Genomic DNA, 16628 nt, shown 5'->3' on the forward strand with positions numbered 1-16628 from the left:
TCCATGGGTCTGAAAAATTTATTTGAAAAGTATGAACACCATTTTGAGCCCGGTGGAAAACTCGCTAAATACTATGCATTGTATGAAGCAGTTTCTACAGTGTTCTATACACCGGGAACGGTGACGAAAGGTCGTTCTCATGTCAGGGACACTATTGACCTGAAGCGCATGATGATTTTAGTCTGGCTTGCTGTTTTCCCTGCAATGTTCTGGGGGATGTACAACGTAGGCAACCAAGCTATCCCTGCACTTCATCAACTGTATAGTGGAGCAGAGCTACAGCAAGTGCTCGCGAGTGACTGGCATTATAGTTTGGCACAATTTTTAGGTGCCTCGCTGTCAATGGATGCTGGTTGGGGAAGTAAAATGCTGCTTGGTGCAGTTTATTTTCTTCCTATTTATGCCGTTGTTTTCCTTGTCGGTGGGTTCTGGGAAGTGTTGTTTGCCATGATCCGTGGTCATGAAATCAACGAAGGCTTCTTTATAACCTCTATCTTGTTTGCTTTGATTGTGCCTCCAACAATTCCTTTATGGCAAGCGGCTCTTGGTATTACCTTCGGTGTCGTGATTGCTAAGGAAATTTTCGGTGGTACAGGGCGTAACTTCTTAAACCCTGCGTTAGCGGGTCGTGCATTTTTATTCTTTGCTTACCCTGCTCAAATCTCCGGTGACTTGGTTTGGACTGCAGCGGATGGTTTCTCGGGAGCAACTCCATTATCACAGTGGGCTTCAGGTGGCGAACACGCGCTAATGAACACAGTAACAAGTGAGCCTATCACTTGGATGCAAGCGTTCTTAGGTAATATGCCAGGCTCGATCGGTGAAGTTTCGACGCTGATGTTGTTTATTGGTGGCGCACTCATCATGTTCTTCCGCATTGCATCATGGCGTATTGTGGCGGGTGTCATGGTTGGTATGATTGCCATGTCTTACCTATTTAATGCTATTGGTTCAGACACCAATCCGTTATTTGCCATGCCTTGGTGGTGGCATATGGTTCTGGGTGGCTTTGCATTTGGTATGATTTTTATGGCGACAGACCCAGTATCCGCTTCATTCACTGATAAAGGTAAATGGGCATATGGCATTCTGATCGGCGTAATGTGTGTACTTATCAGGGTAGTAAATCCGGCTTATCCTGAAGGGATGATGCTGGCTATTCTGTTCGCCAACCTGTTTGCTCCTTTGTTTGACTATCTGGTCGTTCAAGCAAATATTAAGCGGAGAAAAGCTCGTGGCTAATGATAAACCAATTAATAAAGATAGCGTCGGTAGAACATTTCTAGTCATTTTTATCCTTTGTCTAGTTTGTTCTGTTGTTGTCGCAGGTGCTGCAGTTGGTTTGAAGCCGAAGCAGCAAGAACAAATTCAGTTAGATACTCAGCGTAATATTTTAAGCGTGGCAGGTTTAATGCAGCCTAAAATGACCGCAGAAGAAATCCAAAAAGTTTATGGGGAGCGCATCGAACCTAAGCTTTTGAATTTCAAAACGAATGAACTATCTGACAGCACTAGCCGTTATGACCTAAATGCTGAGCTACGTAGCGATGAAACCAGTATTGCCCTTTCTCCAGCAGAGGATATCGCAAAAATTCGCCGTCGCGCCAATAGTGCTGAAATCTATTTAGTGAAAGATGATGCCGGCAAAGTATCACAAATTATTTTACCTGTTTATGGTTCAGGTTTGTGGTCTGTAATGTATGCGTTTGTGGCAATCGATGTTGATGGGGTAACCTCACGCGGTATCACTTACTACTCGCATGGTGAAACACCAGGTTTAGGTGGTGAAGTCGATAACCCACAATGGAAAGCCCAATGGCCGGGTAAAAAACTGTTCAATGAACAGGGTATTCCGGCAATTAAAATCGTACGTGGTGGTGCCACAGATAGCCCATACGGTATCGATGGCCTTTCAGGTGCAACCCTAACGTCAAACGGAATTCAACATATGTTTGATTTTTGGTTAGGGGATAACGGCTTTGGTCCGTTCCTGAAAAAAGTACGTGAAGGAGCGCTGAATAATGGCTGATTCAAAAGAAATAAAACGCGTCCTACTTGGACCACTATTAGATAACAACCCAATTGCTTTGCAAATACTGGGGGTCTGTTCTGCATTAGCAGTAACAACTAAGTTAGAAACAGCATTGGTTATGACCATTGCGGTAACATTAGTTACGGCATTTTCTAACTTCTTTATTTCACTGATTAGAAATTATATTCCAAGCAGTGTGCGTATTATTGTACAGATGGCAATCATCGCTTCTCTCGTCATCGTGGTTGACCAAATTTTACGTGCGTATGCCTATGAAATATCAAAGCAACTTTCAGTATTCGTTGGTTTGATTATTACTAACTGTATCGTAATGGGGCGTGCTGAAGCTTATGCAATGAAAGCGCCACCAATAGAAAGCTTTATGGATGGTATCGGTAATGGTCTTGGCTATGGTGTGATCCTTGTATTAGTCGGTTTCTTTAGGGAATTATTTGGCTCCGGCAAACTGTTTGGTATCACTGTCTTTGAATCACTGCAAAACGGTGGCTGGTACATGCCTAATGGCTTGTTCCTCCTCGCGCCAAGTGCATTCTTTATCATCGGTATGCTGATTTGGGGACTACGTATCCTGAAACCAGCTCAGGTAGAGAAGGACTAATCACATGGAACACTATATTAGCCTATTTGTTAAATCCATTTTTATTGAAAATATGGCGTTAGCATTCTTTTTAGGTATGTGTACTTTTCTCGCTGTTTCAAAGAATGTTAAAACAGCCTTTGGACTGGGGATCGCAGTAACTGTCGTTCTTGGTATCTCTGTTCCAGCTAATAACTTGGTGTATAACTTAGTGTTGCGTGATGGGGCAATAGCAGAGGGTATTGATTTATCCTTTTTGAACTTCATCACCTTTATCGGTGTTATTGCTGCATTGGTTCAGATCCTTGAGATGATTTTGGATCGTTACTTCCCATCACTGTATAACGCACTTGGTATCTTCTTGCCATTGATTACTGTTAACTGTGCAATTTTCGGTGGTGTTTCTTTCATGGCTCAACGCGATTATAACTTTAGCGAATCGATAGTGTATGGGTTTGGCTCGGGGATCGGTTGGATGCTTGCCATTGTCTTGTTGGCAGCTATCCGTGAGAAAATGAAGTACTCAGATATTCCAGCGGGTCTAAAAGGGTTAGGTATCACCTTTGTGACAACCGGCTTGATGGCATTGGGCTTTATGTCCTTCTCCGGTGTGCAGCTATAAAGGCGAGAAGAATTCATGGAAATTATTATTTTAGGTGTAGTGATGTTTACCCTGATTGTCTTGGTGCTTACAGGCTTAATCCTGTTTGCAAAATCCAAGTTAGTCAATACAGGGAACATCAAAGTTGAAGTAAATGGCGACCCTGACAAAAGCTTTGAGGCTCCAGCTGGCGATAAGCTGTTAGGTATGCTATCTAACCAAGGTATTTTTGTTTCATCTGCTTGTGGTGGTGGTGGTTCATGCGGCCAGTGCCGTGTGACAATCAAAGAGGGTGGTGGTGATATTCTGCCGACAGAACTTTCCCACATTAATAAGCGAGAAGCAAAAGAAGGTTGTCGTTTAGCTTGTCAGGTTAACGTTAAGCAAGATTTAAAAATTGAGCTTCCAGAAGAAATCTTTGGTGTGAAAAAGTGGGAGTGCGAAGTTATTTCTAATGACAATAAAGCCACTTTCATTAAAGAGCTGAGATTGAAGATACCAGAAGGGGAGGTTGTTCCTTTTCGTGCCGGTGGTTTTATTCAAATTGAATGCCCTGAACATATTGTTAAATATGAAGATTTCGATGTACCTGAAGAGTATCGTGAAGACTGGGATAAATTTAACCTATTCCGTTATGTTTCAGAGGTTAAAGAGCCTACTGTACGTGCCTATTCAATGGCCAACTACCCTGAAGAATACGGCATTATTATGTTAAATGTGCGGATAGCAACGCCTCCGCCACGTAACCCAGATGTTCCACCAGGAATTATGTCCTCTTATATTTGGTCATTAAAACCAGGGGATAAAGTGACAATTTCCGGTCCATTTGGTGAGTTCTTTGCAAAAGAAACTGAAGCTGAAATGGTGTTTATCGGTGGTGGTGCGGGTATGGCGCCAATGCGTTCCCACATATTTGACCAATTGCGCCGTTTAAATTCTAAGCGTAAAATTAGTTTCTGGTATGGGGCTCGTTCAGTTCGCGAAATGTTCTATACAGAAGATTTTGACCAACTTGCCGCGGAACACGAAAACTTTACATGGAATATTGCACTTTCAGATCCTTTACCAGAGGATAACTGGGATGGTTATACCGGCTTTATCCATAATGTTCTGTATGACAATTACTTAAAAGATCACCCAGCACCAGAAGATTGTGAGTTCTATATGTGTGGGCCTCCAATGATGAATGCTGCTGTAATTAAGATGCTTAAAGACCTTGGTGTTGAAGATGAAAACATCTTACTAGATGACTTTGGTGGTTAAGTTATTAGGTTTATTGTACTTAACAAGGTTAGTACAGTGATAACACTTTAAAGAGGGAAGCTACTTCCCTCTTTGTAATTTAACAATGATGGCTAATTACTAATTATCTAATTGGTAATTAGTAAGTTAATAATTATTTTGACTGAAACATTCTCTGCATGGGTGACGATGTAAAGTGTGTTAATAGTCTGAGCGACTTCTACAGACTCGCTCATGATTGACGCGGAGAAAACGATGCTAAGTAAAAGAATTTATACCCCAATACTTCTGTTTGTCGCGACCCTGTTTCTTGCTGCTTGTGGTGGGCCAGAGCAACAAAATCTTCAGGGACAAACAATGGGCACTTATTACTCGGTTAAATATGTTACGGATTCTTCAGGGGCAAAACCTGAAGCGATTCAAGCTGAGATAGATAAGCGCTTAGAAGAAGTTAATGACCAGATGTCAACTTACCGACCTGACTCTGAGTTAAGTCGTTTTAACCAGTCTAAAGACATAAATACACCATTCCCTGTCTCCGCAGCAACTGCAACAGTTGTTAAAAAAGCTATTGAGATTAATAAAATCACAGATGGCTCTTTAGATGTAACTGTTGGGCCTTTAGTTAACTTATGGGGGTTTGGCCCAGAAGGGAGAGTCACTAAAGCCCCTTCAGATGAAGAATTGGCCAAGCGCAGAGCATGGGTAGGGATTGACAAATTATCCGTTCAAGACAATAACCTAGTCAAAACCATTCCTGAACTATATGTAGATCTTTCATCAATTGCGAAAGGCTATGGTGTAGATGTTGTTGCTGAATACTTAGAGTCAGTGGGTATCAACAACTACATGGTTGATATTGGTGGTGAAGTGCGTACTAAAGGTACCAATGGTAAAGAGGCGCCTTGGCGTATTGCCATTGAAAAACCTGCGGCAGATGGTGCAAGCCAAACAGCGCAAGAAGTTATCGAGCCTGGAGATAGCTCAATTGCAACCTCTGGGGATTACCGTAACTATTTTGAACAGGATGGAGTTCGTTTTTCTCATACTATTGACCCAAAATCAGGGCGACCAATTACCCATAATCTAGTTTCTATTACGGTTATTGCAGATAACTGTATGAGTGCCGATGGGCTATCAACAGGGCTAAATGTGCTAGGGCCTGAAGCTGGCTTTGCCTTAGCTGAGAAAATGAATATTCCTGTTTTTATGATTGTTAAGACAGATAAAGGTTTTGAAGAGCGTTATACTAAAGCATTCGAACCATTTTTAACCAAGAAGCAGTAATTCGGGGAGGATAAAGGAATGCTAAATATTTTTATTGCCGCCTTTGCACTGTTCTTGCTGGCGTTTTTAGGAATGTCTCTTGGGTATATTTTCAAGCGTAAAAGTATTCAAGGTAGTTGTGGCGGCTTAAGTAGTATCGGGGTTGATAAAGTATGCGATTGCCCTGAGCCTTGTGACGCCCGCAAAAAACGCATGGCACGTGAAGAAGCTCGCCAAAAGATGCTGGAAAAAAACCGCATACTTTAGTATTTAATCTATCTGTTTTCTAAACCTTAGCCATATAAAGTATATGGCTAAGGTTTTTTTATAGCATTAGCCAGTTAAAACGGTATCCGCATTTTTGTCGTATAACTAGCTATAATGGAAGGGAGTTAAGGTATTTCAATGCGGTTTTATTTCTAGTGTCAATGACAACAATAATAGCCGAATATACTATTCGTATAATATTTAAACAGCATTATTCTTCTATTTTATTATATAGATTTTAGTTGACTCATTTTCTTATGGCATGAATTTTGTGGGGTATATATGACACCCATTTCTTTACGGTATTCATCAAATTTAATGATAATTTTGCAGTTCTCGGCTTTGTTTGCATTACATTTTAGGGGACTTCCACTACTCCATTTTTGGCCGCTAGAAGTGGTAACTGTCCCTATCCATGAACTTTTCCCCGTGGATGAGTATTCGATATCAAATACATCATTATGCGTTTGTTGAGCCCTTATATTATAGGTAATGAAAGCCTTATCTACATCATCTTCACTGCTTTGATAAATAATTTCGACTTTTTTAAAGTCTTCATCCCATTTATTTTCAATAGAGATTGTTCCTTTTGATTTTGACATTTTATCCTCTTGATATTTATAATGAAAGGTCATTTTGTAAGAATAGGCTTAGTTAGTTTTTAAAGGTAATTATTGAAATTAAATTAGTAGTTTAAATAAAAAATAGTATTATTATAAACTGGTATTTTTAATTTTTTCTAAAAATAGAAGTCAAGAAAATATTGCACTTTTTAATATTGGTTTTATTTAAAGTAGATGTAAATAATGATTAACATTAAAGTGTTATAAAAATAAAATAGGAGGTAGTTTAGGTAAGGAAATTAAGCTAATTTATTATGATTAAACATAATTCAAAATAAAATAGCTTAATTATTAGATTATTTTTTGAAGTTTTTTGGGGAATCAACCATTACGGCATCAACACCAATTTCTTTTGCGAGTTGATAGTCTTTTTCGTTATTGACACCAAATACAATAATATACGCTTTACCATTTTTTCTAAAACAATCGATAGCGTTTTTATCCCATGATAAGGTTGCAGGTGAACGAGCTTCACCTAAAGTATACTTTTCAACAACTTCAACTTTACGATGAAGCTCGAAACCATACCAGCGAGTATTATCTTTATCATTTTCTATAGGGCATTGGCGACTCATAACACTATTCGCTAGCATTGTTCTTGTTTCATCACGGCTTTCAAATAATTGGAATTGAGGTGAAAGAGACTTTAATGCCGTTAGAAAGGCATCATTAGTTGAATAAAAACGGACTTGTTTAAATGCCTTAGTCTTATTTAATAATGTAAGGATAGCTTGTGCTTGCTGAGCAGGGTCGGCATCAGGGGATTTTAAGTCAATATAGAAAGTGGTATTAGGGTATTTCTGTAGAACAGCTTCTAATGTATTAATTGTTGTTTTTTGCAAAGGGAATTGTTGGTTATGTTTTTTACTAAACTTATAGGCAGCATTGATATGACTTAATTGCTCTGCGGTATAAGCAGATACTGGCCCTTTTTTTTCTGTTAACGAGTCTAAATCACTTGGGCGATATAAAACTAATTGATTATCTTTACTTAATTGTACTGTTAGCCAAATAGCATCGGCTTTATTTTCTTTTGCTAAATCAATTGCATAAATTGTATTTTCCGGTGCATCAGCAGTACCGGCTCTGTGTGCAACAATTTGTGGTGATAATGCTAAAGCAGTTTGACTTGCAAGAAGTAGAATAACTGACGCCATAGTTTTAACATATTTTGATGTTGATAGAATTGCCATAGGTATCATCCATAAAAGAATTTTTTATAAAATATAATGAGTGAAAAGGACGCATCTGTTTTATTACATTTTCACGGTAAAGTAAGTATTTACGATTGTTTTTAAGACAAACTTTAAATAACAAATGCTGTTATATAGTGTGGCAGACTATTATTTCAATAATATTAATTATTTTTATTATCATTAGGTTATCTGCTATTTTAGAATTGATGTCAGCGAATAGGCCCAGATTGCACGGCTAATAATAATACTGTATATTTAATCAGTTGATTGATTGTGTGGGCTAACTTGTGCGTAAAATTATACATATTGATATGGATTGCTTTTATGCAGCCATCGAAATGCGTGATGACCCAAGCTTGCGTAGTATCCCTATTGCGGTAGGAGGAAGTGCCGATCGCCGTGGTGTGATCAGCACCGCAAACTATGAAGCTCGTCGTTATGGCGTACATAGTGCCATGTCTACCGCTATTGCTCTAAGGCTTTGCCCTCAACTTAAAGTCGTTTCAGGGAGAATGGCGTTATATAAAGAAACGTCCATTCATATACGTAAGATTTTTGCGCGATATACAGATTTAATCGAGCCGCTTTCCCTCGATGAAGCTTATCTTGATGTGACTGACTGCTCACAATTACATGGTTCAGCTACGTTAATCGCAGAGGCAATTCGTCAGCAAATTTTTGATGAATTACAATTGACAGCCTCAGCGGGGATTGCCCCTATCAAGTTCCTTGCTAAAATCGCCTCTGATATGAATAAACCAAATGGGCAATTTGTGATCACCCCGCAAAATATTGATCAATTCATTCTGACTTTACCACTAAGAAAAATTCCGGGAGTGGGAAAAGTCACCGCACAAAAGCTAGCAGATATGGGGCTAACGACTTGTGCTGATGTGCAAAACTATGACGTTGTTACACTGATTAAAAGCATGGGGAAGTTTGGGCAGGTACTATGGGAGCGTTGTCACGGTATCGATGAACGGCCTGTAAACCCAGATAGACTAAGGAAATCCGTTGGTGTTGAGCGGACTCTTGCTGAAGATATTCATGAATGGAATGATTGCCTTTTATTATTAGATAAACTTTATGATGAACTGCAATTGCGTTTAGCTAAAGTGAAGCCTGATTTACGCATTGCGCGCCAAGGCGTAAAGTTTAAATTTGATGATTTTCAACAAACAACACAAGAGCATGTTTACCCAATGCTTAATAAGCAAGATTTAGTCCAGTTGGCAAAACAAGTTTGGGTTAATCGACGTGAACAGCGAGGGGTACGATTAGTTGGGTTGCATGTTATGTTACAAAGCCCTCAATTGGAAAGGCAATTGTTATTAGAACTATAAATAAAACATCTACCATAATGAATGGCAGATGTTTCAGTTATGATCAGGTTTTAACCTTTAACCGGGATTGCTTTTAAAACAGCGGTCAACAGTTTCCAATATTCACCAACACTTGCAATATGCACTCTTTCATCAGGAGAGTGAGCACCACGAATGGTTGGCCCAATTGAAACCATATCCATATCTGGGTAAGGCTTTTTGAATAAGCCACACTCAAGGCCTGCGTGGATCACCATCACATTTGGGATTTTACCAAATAGCTTGTTATAAGTTTCACTCACTAAGTGCATTACGGCTGAATCGGCATCTGGTTGCCAACCTGGGTAGCTCCCCTCAGCGCGGTACTGTGCTTGTGCTAATTTACTAATAGATGTGAGCATGTTAACAACATAGTTTTTGCCACTATCAATCAGTGAGCGAACAAGGAAGATAACCTCCGCTTGGTCTTCTGTCATGCGAACAACGCCCTCATTAAGCGATGTTTCTACGACACCTACAGCGACATCACTCATGCGAATTACGCCATTAGGTGCAGCATTTAAGAAGAACGTAAAACGTTTTTGGCAATCATCAGACAGTGCTTTCAAGTCACTTTGTGTTTCATCTAAGAGTAGAACAAGGTTAGGTTCTATAACGGCTAACTCATTCTTTAAAATACCTTCGTAGCGTTCTCTTAATGCTGTCAGTTCAGCAACTTTTTCTGTCGGAACAGAGATAATTGCATGCGCTTCACGTGGGATAGCATTACGTACGGTACCGCCTCTAAATTCTAATAATTTCAGGCTTAAGTCTTCTGCATGTCCAGCAAGGAAGCGTGCGAGTAATTTATTCGCATTACCTAAGCCTAAGTGAACATCACCACCGGAGTGACCACCTTTTAACCCTTTTAGGGTTAAAGTAAACGTCTGATAACCTTGTGGTAAAGGTTCACGCAGTAGATCAAATGTTGTTGTGAAATCAACCCCTCCAGCACAACCCATATAGATCTCACCTTCCTCTTCAGAGTCGGTGTTAATCAGAATATCCGCCTGTAGCCAACCTGCTTTTAGACCAAACGCACCTTCCATGCCAGCTTCTTCAGTCATGGTGAGTAAAACTTCCATAGGCCCATGCTCGACACTGTCATCAGCCAGAACCGCCAATGCAGAAGCTAAACCAATACCGTTATCTGCGCCTAAAGTTGTACCTTCAGCGGTCACCCATTCACCATTAACATATGGGCGGATTGGGTCTGTTTTAAAGTCATGCACGGTGTCATTATTTTTTTGTGGCACCATGTCTAGGTGTGCTTGCAAGACTACTGCTTTGCGGTTTTCGTAACCCGTTGTTGCAGGTTTACGGATCAAAATATTACCAACTTCGTCGCGTTCTACATGAAAACCTTTTTGTTTTGACCAGTCGATAATATGCGCAGCTAAAGCTTCTTCATGATATGAAGGGTGCGGAATAGAGCAGATGGTAGCGAAGATGTCCCATAGCGGTTGGGGGGATAATGTAGCTAGCTCAGACACGTTTCTCTCCTTTTATTTTCCCTTTATATTTCAATCTGTAGCATTGTTGGCTTCACTCGTAAACTCCAAGCATATACTTATGTATCCTCAAAGGATTTACTCATTTGCCGCCTAGCTACAAATTGAACTATTTAGGAATAATATCCTGAATAACCCATGTAGGAACTGATTGGCAACCAACGTTAATTTCAGCTTCAATTTTTAAAAGGAATATTGCTGTAATTATGACCTAACAGCCTGAAGTTTCGAATTAAAGGCTGCATCTTTTATAATCTCAGGATAACACTTTCTTTTGAAGAATGGATAGTGTAAATGATAATAATTAATGGCGAATGATGCTTTTTACTGGTTTTTAACGCGCCAAATCACTATAATCTCGCGCAACCTTTTTTCCGCAAGACACATTTCAGATTTACTCAGCAGTCGGGACCCGAATTTTATGAGCGAAAAATATGTCGTAACGTGGGATATGTTGCAAATACATGCCCGTAAACTCGCACAACGTTTATTACCAGTAGAACAATGGACCGGTATTATCGCGGTTAGCCGTGGTGGTCTTGTTCCAGGCGCGCTTCTTGCACGTGAACTGGGCATTCGTAACGTTGATACCGTATGTATATCTAGCTATGACCATGATAATCAACGCGAATTAAAAATTATAAAGCGCGCTGAAGGTGATGGCGAAGGCTATATCGTCATTGACGATTTGGTCGATACCGGTGGTACAGCGCAAGCTATTCGTGATATGTATCCAAAAGCACACTTTGTTACTATCTTCGCTAAGCCAGCTGGTCGTCCATTAGTTGATGACTATGTGGTTGATATCCCGCAAGACACATGGATAGAGCAGCCTTGGGATATGGGCGTTGCTTTTATAAAGCCATTGTGTGAACAAGACAAATAAATCAAAGTTAAACTTATTTTCTGGTAATAGATTGTCATTAACAGCCTTTGGGGTTTTTCCTCATAGGCATAACACATAAATACCTAAAATTTTTGAGTCAAACGCGATATAATCTCGGGGGAGTGCATTTTTGCATTCCCCTTATTTTTGGTTTTTTGGCACAATTCAGCTCAGGTAGACAAGGAAATAGGGATGACTCAGCAAAACCTTTCAGAAAAACTTTTCAAACCTAGAGTCAGACAAGTTGAAACGTCGACACTTGTATCCTACTCGTCAGAAACGACTCCTCTGATAAAAGCTCATAGCGTTCTAAGTGGTTCTCATCATGTTGGCTGGTATCGTATGATCAACCGGCTAATTTGGATTTGGCGTGGTATTGATGCACTAGAAATTGAAGAGGTACTTAGCCGAATAGCAGTTTCCGATGCGCCACGCAGTAATGAAACCCAGTTGGATACCGTCATTGGTAATAGGCGTGGGAATTGGTGCTTCGAATGGTCACAGCAGGCTATGCGCTGGCAACAGAAAGCTTTGGAATTCGAGCAAGGGCCGGACGCGGGTAATGCATGGTTGCGAGCCGCAAATTTATACAGTATTGCAGCATACCCTTTTATTAAAGGGGATGAACTAGCAGACCAAGCTATTTTATTAGCGTGTAAAGCCTATGATAATGCAGCCAAATTTTCAGAATATCGGTTAAAGAAAATTGCATTCAAAGTGGATGATGGGAAAGAAGTTTGTGGCTTTTTACATATCCCATCCCACGGTCAGGGGCCTTATCCTACCGTCATGATTTGCGGCATGTTAGACAGCTTACAAATCGATTTTTGTCGCTATTTTCGCGATTATCTCGAACCACTAGGTATTGCGATGCTAACGCTCGATATGCCTTCTATTGGTTATTCGATAAAACATAAATTGACACAAGAAACAACAACACTGCATGAGCAAATTGTTCGCCAGCTTGAGGATATTGCATGGATTGACCATACCCGCTTCGGTATCGTCGGGATGCGCTTTGGTGCCAATATAGCCTTAAGATTAGCTTATATGTGCCCAGAAAAAATTAAAGCAGTCGCTGTCATAGGTCCAATTGTGCATAGTTTATTGCACGAAGAGAAATATCAACAAGATATTCCTCGGGTAGTTTTGGATGTGTTCGCGAGTCGTTTGGGAATTTATCAGGTTGATGGTGCCGCTTTACGCCATGAGTTGAGTTGTTATTCACTTAAAAATCAGGGCCTTTTAGGAAAAAGAAGCAAAGTTCCGATGTTATCGGTAAGCTTAAAAGATGATATCTATAGTCCGAAAGCAGAATCGGATCTAATTCGGCGTTCATCAATGGATGCAGATACAATAATACTACCAAGTCAGCCTGTTTTTGCTAATTTTGAAAAGGCACTAAGTGAAACTACTAATTGGCTGAAAGCAAAAATACTTTAATTATATTTAATATCTTGCTTATTTTTTCCCATTTGTTAAAAAGGGGTCTACCCAAGAAGGAGATCCTTAACATGGCTTTACCGACTGATTATTCAAATGGAAAGTATTTAAAGAAATTTGCTGCAATGGGGCCTTATTTACGCGAAAAACAATGTATCAATGGCTGTTATATATTCGATAGCCTTGTTGTTTGTATTAATGCGAGTATTGCGCCTGAGAAACGTGAATTTTGGGGGTGGTGGTTAAAATTAGTTGCAACTGAAAAAGGCTTTGAGTTCACTTATCATTTTGGTATTTATAATAGCCATGGTAGTTGGCAAGTCAAAGCATTCAAAGATGCGGCTACCACTGAAGCCGTTGAAAAAAATTTAGTATCATTTCATCAAGCACTTACTAAGCAATTACTTGAGCTTGAGTTAAGCCTCTTCCCTTCGCCACTAATGGCAGAATTAAAACTGGAATTAAGCGCATAAATTTGTTTTAAACCAACTTTTGTTGAATTTTGCGTTATGCCTGTTGGCATAACGCGCTTCTCCTGATAAAAATGGTATCTACTTTTTTGTTTTCTTAATCCTAATGGCAGAAAAATGATGAAAAATAGCCAGACGCTGGTTGTTAAGCTAGGAACCAGTGTGCTAACAGGGGGCTCGCGCCGTTTGAATCAAGCTCATATTGTTGAGTTAGTCAGGCAGTGTGCGCAGCAATATGAAAAAGGGCACCGTATTATCATTGTGACATCAGGGGCAATTGCCGCGGGTCGCGAACACTTAAATTACCCCGAATTGCCGGCTACCATTGCATCTAAACAGTTGCTTGCGGCAGTCGGCCAAAGTCGTCTTATTCAGTTGTGGGAAAGGTTGTTCTCCATTTACGGGATCCACATAGGGCAAATGCTGTTAACACGTGCAGATTTAGAAGACCGTGAGCGTTTTCTAAATGCTCGAGACACCTTACAAGCATTACTGAATAATGGCATTATTCCCGTTATTAATGAGAACGATGCCGTTGCGACAGCAGAAATAAAAGTCGGTGATAACGATAATTTATCCGCATTAGCCGCTATTCTTGGTGATGCTGATAAACTGTTGCTACTGACTGATATAGAAGGTCTATATGATGCAGACCCCCGTAGCAACCCAAATGCGAAATTAATTCCTGAAGTCTATGGTGTCAACGACGAGCTTCGTCAAATGGCAGGGGGAAGTGTCAGCGGTTTAGGTACAGGGGGCATGGCAACTAAGCTACAAGCGGCTGATGTTGCTGGCCGCGCAGGGATAGATGTTATTATCGCAGCAGGTAATAAACCTGATGTCATTAGCGCTGTGATTGAAAATATTCCAGTGGGGACTCGTTTTTATGGGCAGAAAAACCCCATGGAAAATCGTAAACGTTGGATTTTCGGGGCGCCAGCTGCGGGTGATGTGTATATTGATGATGGTGCACAATTAGCAATTATAGAAAAAGGTAGCTCATTGTTACCAAAAGGAATTAAAAAGATTGAAGGTGATTTTTCCCGAGGCGCCGTGATCCGCATTCTAAATATGGCGGGGAAAGACCTTGCACACGGTGTTAGTCACTATAATAGTGATGCACTAAGGATGATAGCAGGTCATCATTCACAAGAAATTGGCAGAATACTTGGCTATGAACACGGCTCAGTCGCTGTTCATCGTGACGATATGATAGTGAGTTAATTATGTTAGAAACAATGGGTAAGGCTGCACGAGCAGCGTCATGGCAATTAGCTCAGCTAAGCACCAAACAAAAAAACTCGGCACTATTGCAAATTGCTGAATTACTAGAAAAAGAAAGCGCGGTGATATTATCTGCTAACCAGCAGGATATGGAACAGGCAAAAGCCAGTGGTATGGCAGAAGCCTTACAAGACCGTCTATTGCTGACTCCAGAACGCTTGAAAAGCATTGCTGATGATGTCAGAAAGGTTTGTCAGCTTGCTGACCCTGTTGGGCAAATCATTGATGGTAGCCAGCTTGATAGCGGTTTAAACTTACAGCGCCGACGCGTACCTCTAGGTGTTGTCGGGGTGATTTACGAAGCGCGTCCAAACGTCACTGTCGATGTGGCTTCGTTATGTTTAAAAACCGGTAACGCAGTCATTCTACGTGGTGGTAAAGAAACCCATAATACGAACCTTGCTGTGGTGAGTGTTATCCAAAAAGCACTCAAAAATAGTGGGTTGCCAGAAGAATCTGTACAAGCTATCAATAACCCTGATCGTGAATTAGTTTCTCAATTATTAAAATTAGATCGTTATATTGATATGCTGATCCCTCGTGGTGGTGCGGGGTTACATAAATTATGTCGTGAGCAATCAACGATCCCTGTGATCACCGGCGGTATAGGTGTTTGCCACACCTTTGTCGATGAGTCAGTTGATTTTAATAAAGCGATTAACGTAATCATCAATGCAAAAGTACAGCGCCCAAGTGCTTGTAACTCACTGGAAACTTTGCTAGTTCATAAAGATATTGCGGGTAATTTCTTACCATTTTTAAGTGAGAAAATGGCTGAACAGCAAGTCACACTGCACGCTAGTGAAAAAGCAATGCCATTATTGGAACAAGGCCCAGCAACAGTTGTTGATGTAAAACCTGAAAATTTGGTTGATGAATGGTTATCCTTAGACCTCAACGTAGAGATTGTTGATGACATTGACGCCGCTATTAACCATATTCGCCAATATGGTACTGCGCATTCTGATGCTATTTTGACCGAGTCTATCCGCCAAGCAGATTATTTTGTACAGTGTGTCGATTCGGCGGCTGTTTATGTGAATGCGAGTACTCGCTTCACAGATGGTGGGCAATTTGGTTTAGGGGCAGAGGTTGCGGTTAGCACTCAGAAATTACATTCTCGAGGCCCTATGGGGCTAGATGCCTTAACAACCTATAAATGGGTTGGTTATGGCGATTTTTTAAATCGCCCATAAAGACTAAAATAGATTAATAGGCCACACTTGTGTGGCTTTATTTTTTATTATTTGCCGCATTAGGCAACTTTCATAAGCAGATACATAACCAGTTTTGCTTAGTATTCATGATGATGGGGTGGAAATTAATGTTTTACATTATCGGTCCAAGAGGTTCGGGTAAAACGACAATTGGTAAAAAATTGGCCGAATCTAAAGGCTACCAGTTTGTTGATACAGATAAATTGATACTCGAAAGAGCAGGTAAAACGATAGCAGAAATTGTTGAACAGTACGGATGGGAATATTTTCGTCAATTAGAAACGGAAACGTTAAAATCAATTCTTCAAGATAAAACGATTGTTTCAACAGGGGGCGGGCTGGTTCTTGCTGAGGAAAACCAGAAGATCATGCGTGATAACGGGACAGTGATTTATTTAAATGCTAAGCCTGACGTTTTAGCTAAACGCCTAGCCGCAGAGCCACAAGCTGACCAGCGGCCAAGCTTAACAGGCAAATCATTAGTTGAAGAAATTGAAGAAGTTATGCAGCAAAGAGAACCTATCTACCGTGCGACGGCACACCATGTTATTGATGCCACACAATCCATTGATGATATTATCGCGCAACTTAATGATTTGACTTAAACTAATTAGGTATCAGTAAAGTACGT

17 protein-coding genes are annotated in these 16628 nt (G+C 40.4%); 14 read left to right on the plus strand and 3 right to left on the minus strand.

Annotation, left to right across the window (positions count from 1 at the left end; genetic code table 11):
* Positions 1–3 precede the first annotated feature (3 nt).
* The 7 genes from P3L56_RS04885 (at position 4) to nqrM (ending at position 6006) form a co-directional block, all read left to right on the plus strand.
* Positions 4–1242 carry an NADH:ubiquinone reductase (Na(+)-transporting) subunit B gene (locus P3L56_RS04885; RefSeq protein ID WP_042848707.1) on the plus strand — a complete coding sequence of 413 codons (1239 nt, stop codon included), beginning with the start codon at positions 4–6 and terminating at the stop codon, positions 1240–1242.
* Positions 1235–2029: a Na(+)-translocating NADH-quinone reductase subunit C gene (locus P3L56_RS04890; protein ID WP_048608237.1), complete on the plus strand. Its 795-nt coding sequence runs from the start codon at positions 1235–1237 to the stop codon at positions 2027–2029. Before P3L56_RS04885 ends, P3L56_RS04890 begins: the two co-directional genes overlap by 8 nt.
* A complete protein-coding gene (locus tag P3L56_RS04895; RefSeq protein ID WP_042848705.1) occupies positions 2022–2651 on the plus strand; it encodes an NADH:ubiquinone reductase (Na(+)-transporting) subunit D in 630 nt (209 codons plus the stop codon). Before P3L56_RS04890 ends, P3L56_RS04895 begins: the two co-directional genes overlap by 8 nt.
* A gap of 4 nt (positions 2652–2655) precedes the next feature.
* Positions 2656–3252 (plus strand): NADH:ubiquinone reductase (Na(+)-transporting) subunit E, encoded by a 597-nt coding sequence (gene nqrE, locus P3L56_RS04900; RefSeq protein ID WP_042848704.1) that lies wholly within the window; start codon positions 2656–2658, stop codon positions 3250–3252.
* A gap of 15 nt (positions 3253–3267) precedes the next feature.
* The gene (gene nqrF, locus P3L56_RS04905; RefSeq protein ID WP_042848703.1) at positions 3268–4494 is read left to right on the plus strand and encodes an NADH:ubiquinone reductase (Na(+)-transporting) subunit F; all 1227 of its coding nucleotides are present in this window, start codon (positions 3268–3270) and stop codon (positions 4492–4494) included.
* 234 nt (positions 4495–4728) lie between these two features.
* A complete protein-coding gene (locus tag P3L56_RS04910; protein WP_166685468.1) occupies positions 4729–5760 on the plus strand; it encodes an FAD:protein FMN transferase in 1032 nt (343 codons plus the stop codon).
* Between the two features lie 18 nt (positions 5761–5778).
* Entirely contained in the window at positions 5779–6006 is a 228-nt protein-coding gene (gene nqrM / locus P3L56_RS04915) for a (Na+)-NQR maturation NqrM (protein ID WP_042848701.1), read from the plus strand.
* 227 nt (positions 6007–6233) lie between these two features.
* Here the strand turns inward: nqrM and P3L56_RS04920 are convergent, their stop codons facing one another.
* Positions 6234–6608, minus strand: coding sequence for a hypothetical protein (locus P3L56_RS04920; protein WP_166687060.1), 375 nt, complete (start codon positions 6606–6608; stop codon positions 6234–6236).
* 317 nt (positions 6609–6925) lie between these two features.
* Entirely contained in the window at positions 6926–7822 is an 897-nt protein-coding gene (locus tag P3L56_RS04925; RefSeq protein WP_048608232.1) for a glycerophosphodiester phosphodiesterase family protein, read from the minus strand.
* A gap of 290 nt (positions 7823–8112) precedes the next feature.
* Between P3L56_RS04925 and dinB the strand changes: the two genes are divergently transcribed.
* Positions 8113–9168, plus strand: a complete 1056-nt coding sequence (dinB, locus tag P3L56_RS04930) for a DNA polymerase IV (RefSeq protein ID WP_042848698.1) — start codon at positions 8113–8115, stop codon at positions 9166–9168.
* 50 nt (positions 9169–9218) lie between these two features.
* Here dinB and pepD read toward each other — a convergent pair whose 3' ends face one another.
* Positions 9219–10679, minus strand: a complete 1461-nt coding sequence (gene pepD / locus P3L56_RS04935; RefSeq protein ID WP_042848697.1) for a beta-Ala-His dipeptidase — start codon at positions 10677–10679, stop codon at positions 9219–9221.
* Between the two features lie 439 nt (positions 10680–11118).
* Here pepD and gpt point away from each other — a divergent pair, with 439 nt between their 5' ends.
* The 6 genes from gpt to aroL all read left to right on the plus strand — a co-directional run bounded on the left by gpt (position 11119) and on the right by aroL (position 16602).
* The gene (gpt, locus tag P3L56_RS04940) at positions 11119–11583 is read left to right on the plus strand and encodes a xanthine phosphoribosyltransferase (RefSeq protein WP_042848748.1); all 465 of its coding nucleotides are present in this window, start codon (positions 11119–11121) and stop codon (positions 11581–11583) included.
* A gap of 192 nt (positions 11584–11775) precedes the next feature.
* Positions 11776–13026 carry an esterase FrsA gene (frsA, locus tag P3L56_RS04945; protein WP_071547818.1) on the plus strand — a complete coding sequence of 417 codons (1251 nt, stop codon included), beginning with the start codon at positions 11776–11778 and terminating at the stop codon, positions 13024–13026.
* Between the two features lie 71 nt (positions 13027–13097).
* On the plus strand, positions 13098–13499 hold the full coding sequence (gene crl / locus P3L56_RS04950) for a sigma factor-binding protein Crl (RefSeq protein ID WP_042848695.1): 402 nt from the start codon (positions 13098–13100) through the stop codon (positions 13497–13499).
* 117 nt (positions 13500–13616) lie between these two features.
* Entirely contained in the window at positions 13617–14720 is a 1104-nt protein-coding gene (proB, locus tag P3L56_RS04955; protein ID WP_042848747.1) for a glutamate 5-kinase, read from the plus strand.
* A 2-nt stretch (positions 14721–14722) separates the two neighbouring features.
* On the plus strand, positions 14723–15976 hold the full coding sequence (proA, locus tag P3L56_RS04960) for a glutamate-5-semialdehyde dehydrogenase (protein WP_042848694.1): 1254 nt from the start codon (positions 14723–14725) through the stop codon (positions 15974–15976).
* A 128-nt stretch (positions 15977–16104) separates the two neighbouring features.
* Complete coding sequence (gene aroL / locus P3L56_RS04965; protein WP_042848746.1) at positions 16105–16602, plus strand: shikimate kinase AroL; 498 nt, start codon at positions 16105–16107, stop codon at positions 16600–16602.
* The last annotated feature ends 26 nt before the right edge of the window (positions 16603–16628 follow it).

Origin of the sequence: Providencia sp. PROV024, assembly GCF_032709665.1 — a bacterium.
Classification (GTDB): domain Bacteria; phylum Pseudomonadota; class Gammaproteobacteria; order Enterobacterales; family Enterobacteriaceae; genus Providencia; species Providencia huashanensis.

Bases quoted from the DNA above. Each gene is read 5' to 3' on its own strand.
- nqrF (WP_042848703.1), top strand. From the start codon at position 3,268: ATGGAAATTATTATTTTAGGTGTAGTGATGTTTACCCTGATTGTCTTG.
- nqrE (WP_042848704.1), top strand. From the start codon at position 2,656: ATGGAACACTATATTAGCCTATTTGTTAAATCCATTTTTATTGAAAAT.
- P3L56_RS04895 (WP_042848705.1), top strand. From the start codon at position 2,022: ATGGCTGATTCAAAAGAAATAAAACGCGTCCTACTTGGACCACTATTA.
- aroL (WP_042848746.1), top strand. From the start codon at position 16,105: ATGTTTTACATTATCGGTCCAAGAGGTTCGGGTAAAACGACAATTGGT.
- crl (WP_042848695.1), top strand. From the start codon at position 13,098: ATGGCTTTACCGACTGATTATTCAAATGGAAAGTATTTAAAGAAATTT.
- proA (WP_042848694.1), top strand. From the start codon at position 14,723: ATGTTAGAAACAATGGGTAAGGCTGCACGAGCAGCGTCATGGCAATTA.
- frsA (WP_071547818.1), top strand. From the start codon at position 11,776: ATGACTCAGCAAAACCTTTCAGAAAAACTTTTCAAACCTAGAGTCAGA.
- P3L56_RS04920 (WP_166687060.1), bottom strand. From the start codon at position 6,608: ATGTCAAAATCAAAAGGAACAATCTCTATTGAAAATAAATGGGATGAA.
- gpt (WP_042848748.1), top strand. From the start codon at position 11,119: ATGAGCGAAAAATATGTCGTAACGTGGGATATGTTGCAAATACATGCC.
- proB (WP_042848747.1), top strand. From the start codon at position 13,617: ATGAAAAATAGCCAGACGCTGGTTGTTAAGCTAGGAACCAGTGTGCTA.
- nqrM (WP_042848701.1), top strand. From the start codon at position 5,779: ATGCTAAATATTTTTATTGCCGCCTTTGCACTGTTCTTGCTGGCGTTT.
- P3L56_RS04885 (WP_042848707.1), top strand. From the start codon at position 4: ATGGGTCTGAAAAATTTATTTGAAAAGTATGAACACCATTTTGAGCCC.
- P3L56_RS04925 (WP_048608232.1), bottom strand. From the start codon at position 7,822: ATGGCAATTCTATCAACATCAAAATATGTTAAAACTATGGCGTCAGTT.
- P3L56_RS04910 (WP_166685468.1), top strand. From the start codon at position 4,729: ATGCTAAGTAAAAGAATTTATACCCCAATACTTCTGTTTGTCGCGACC.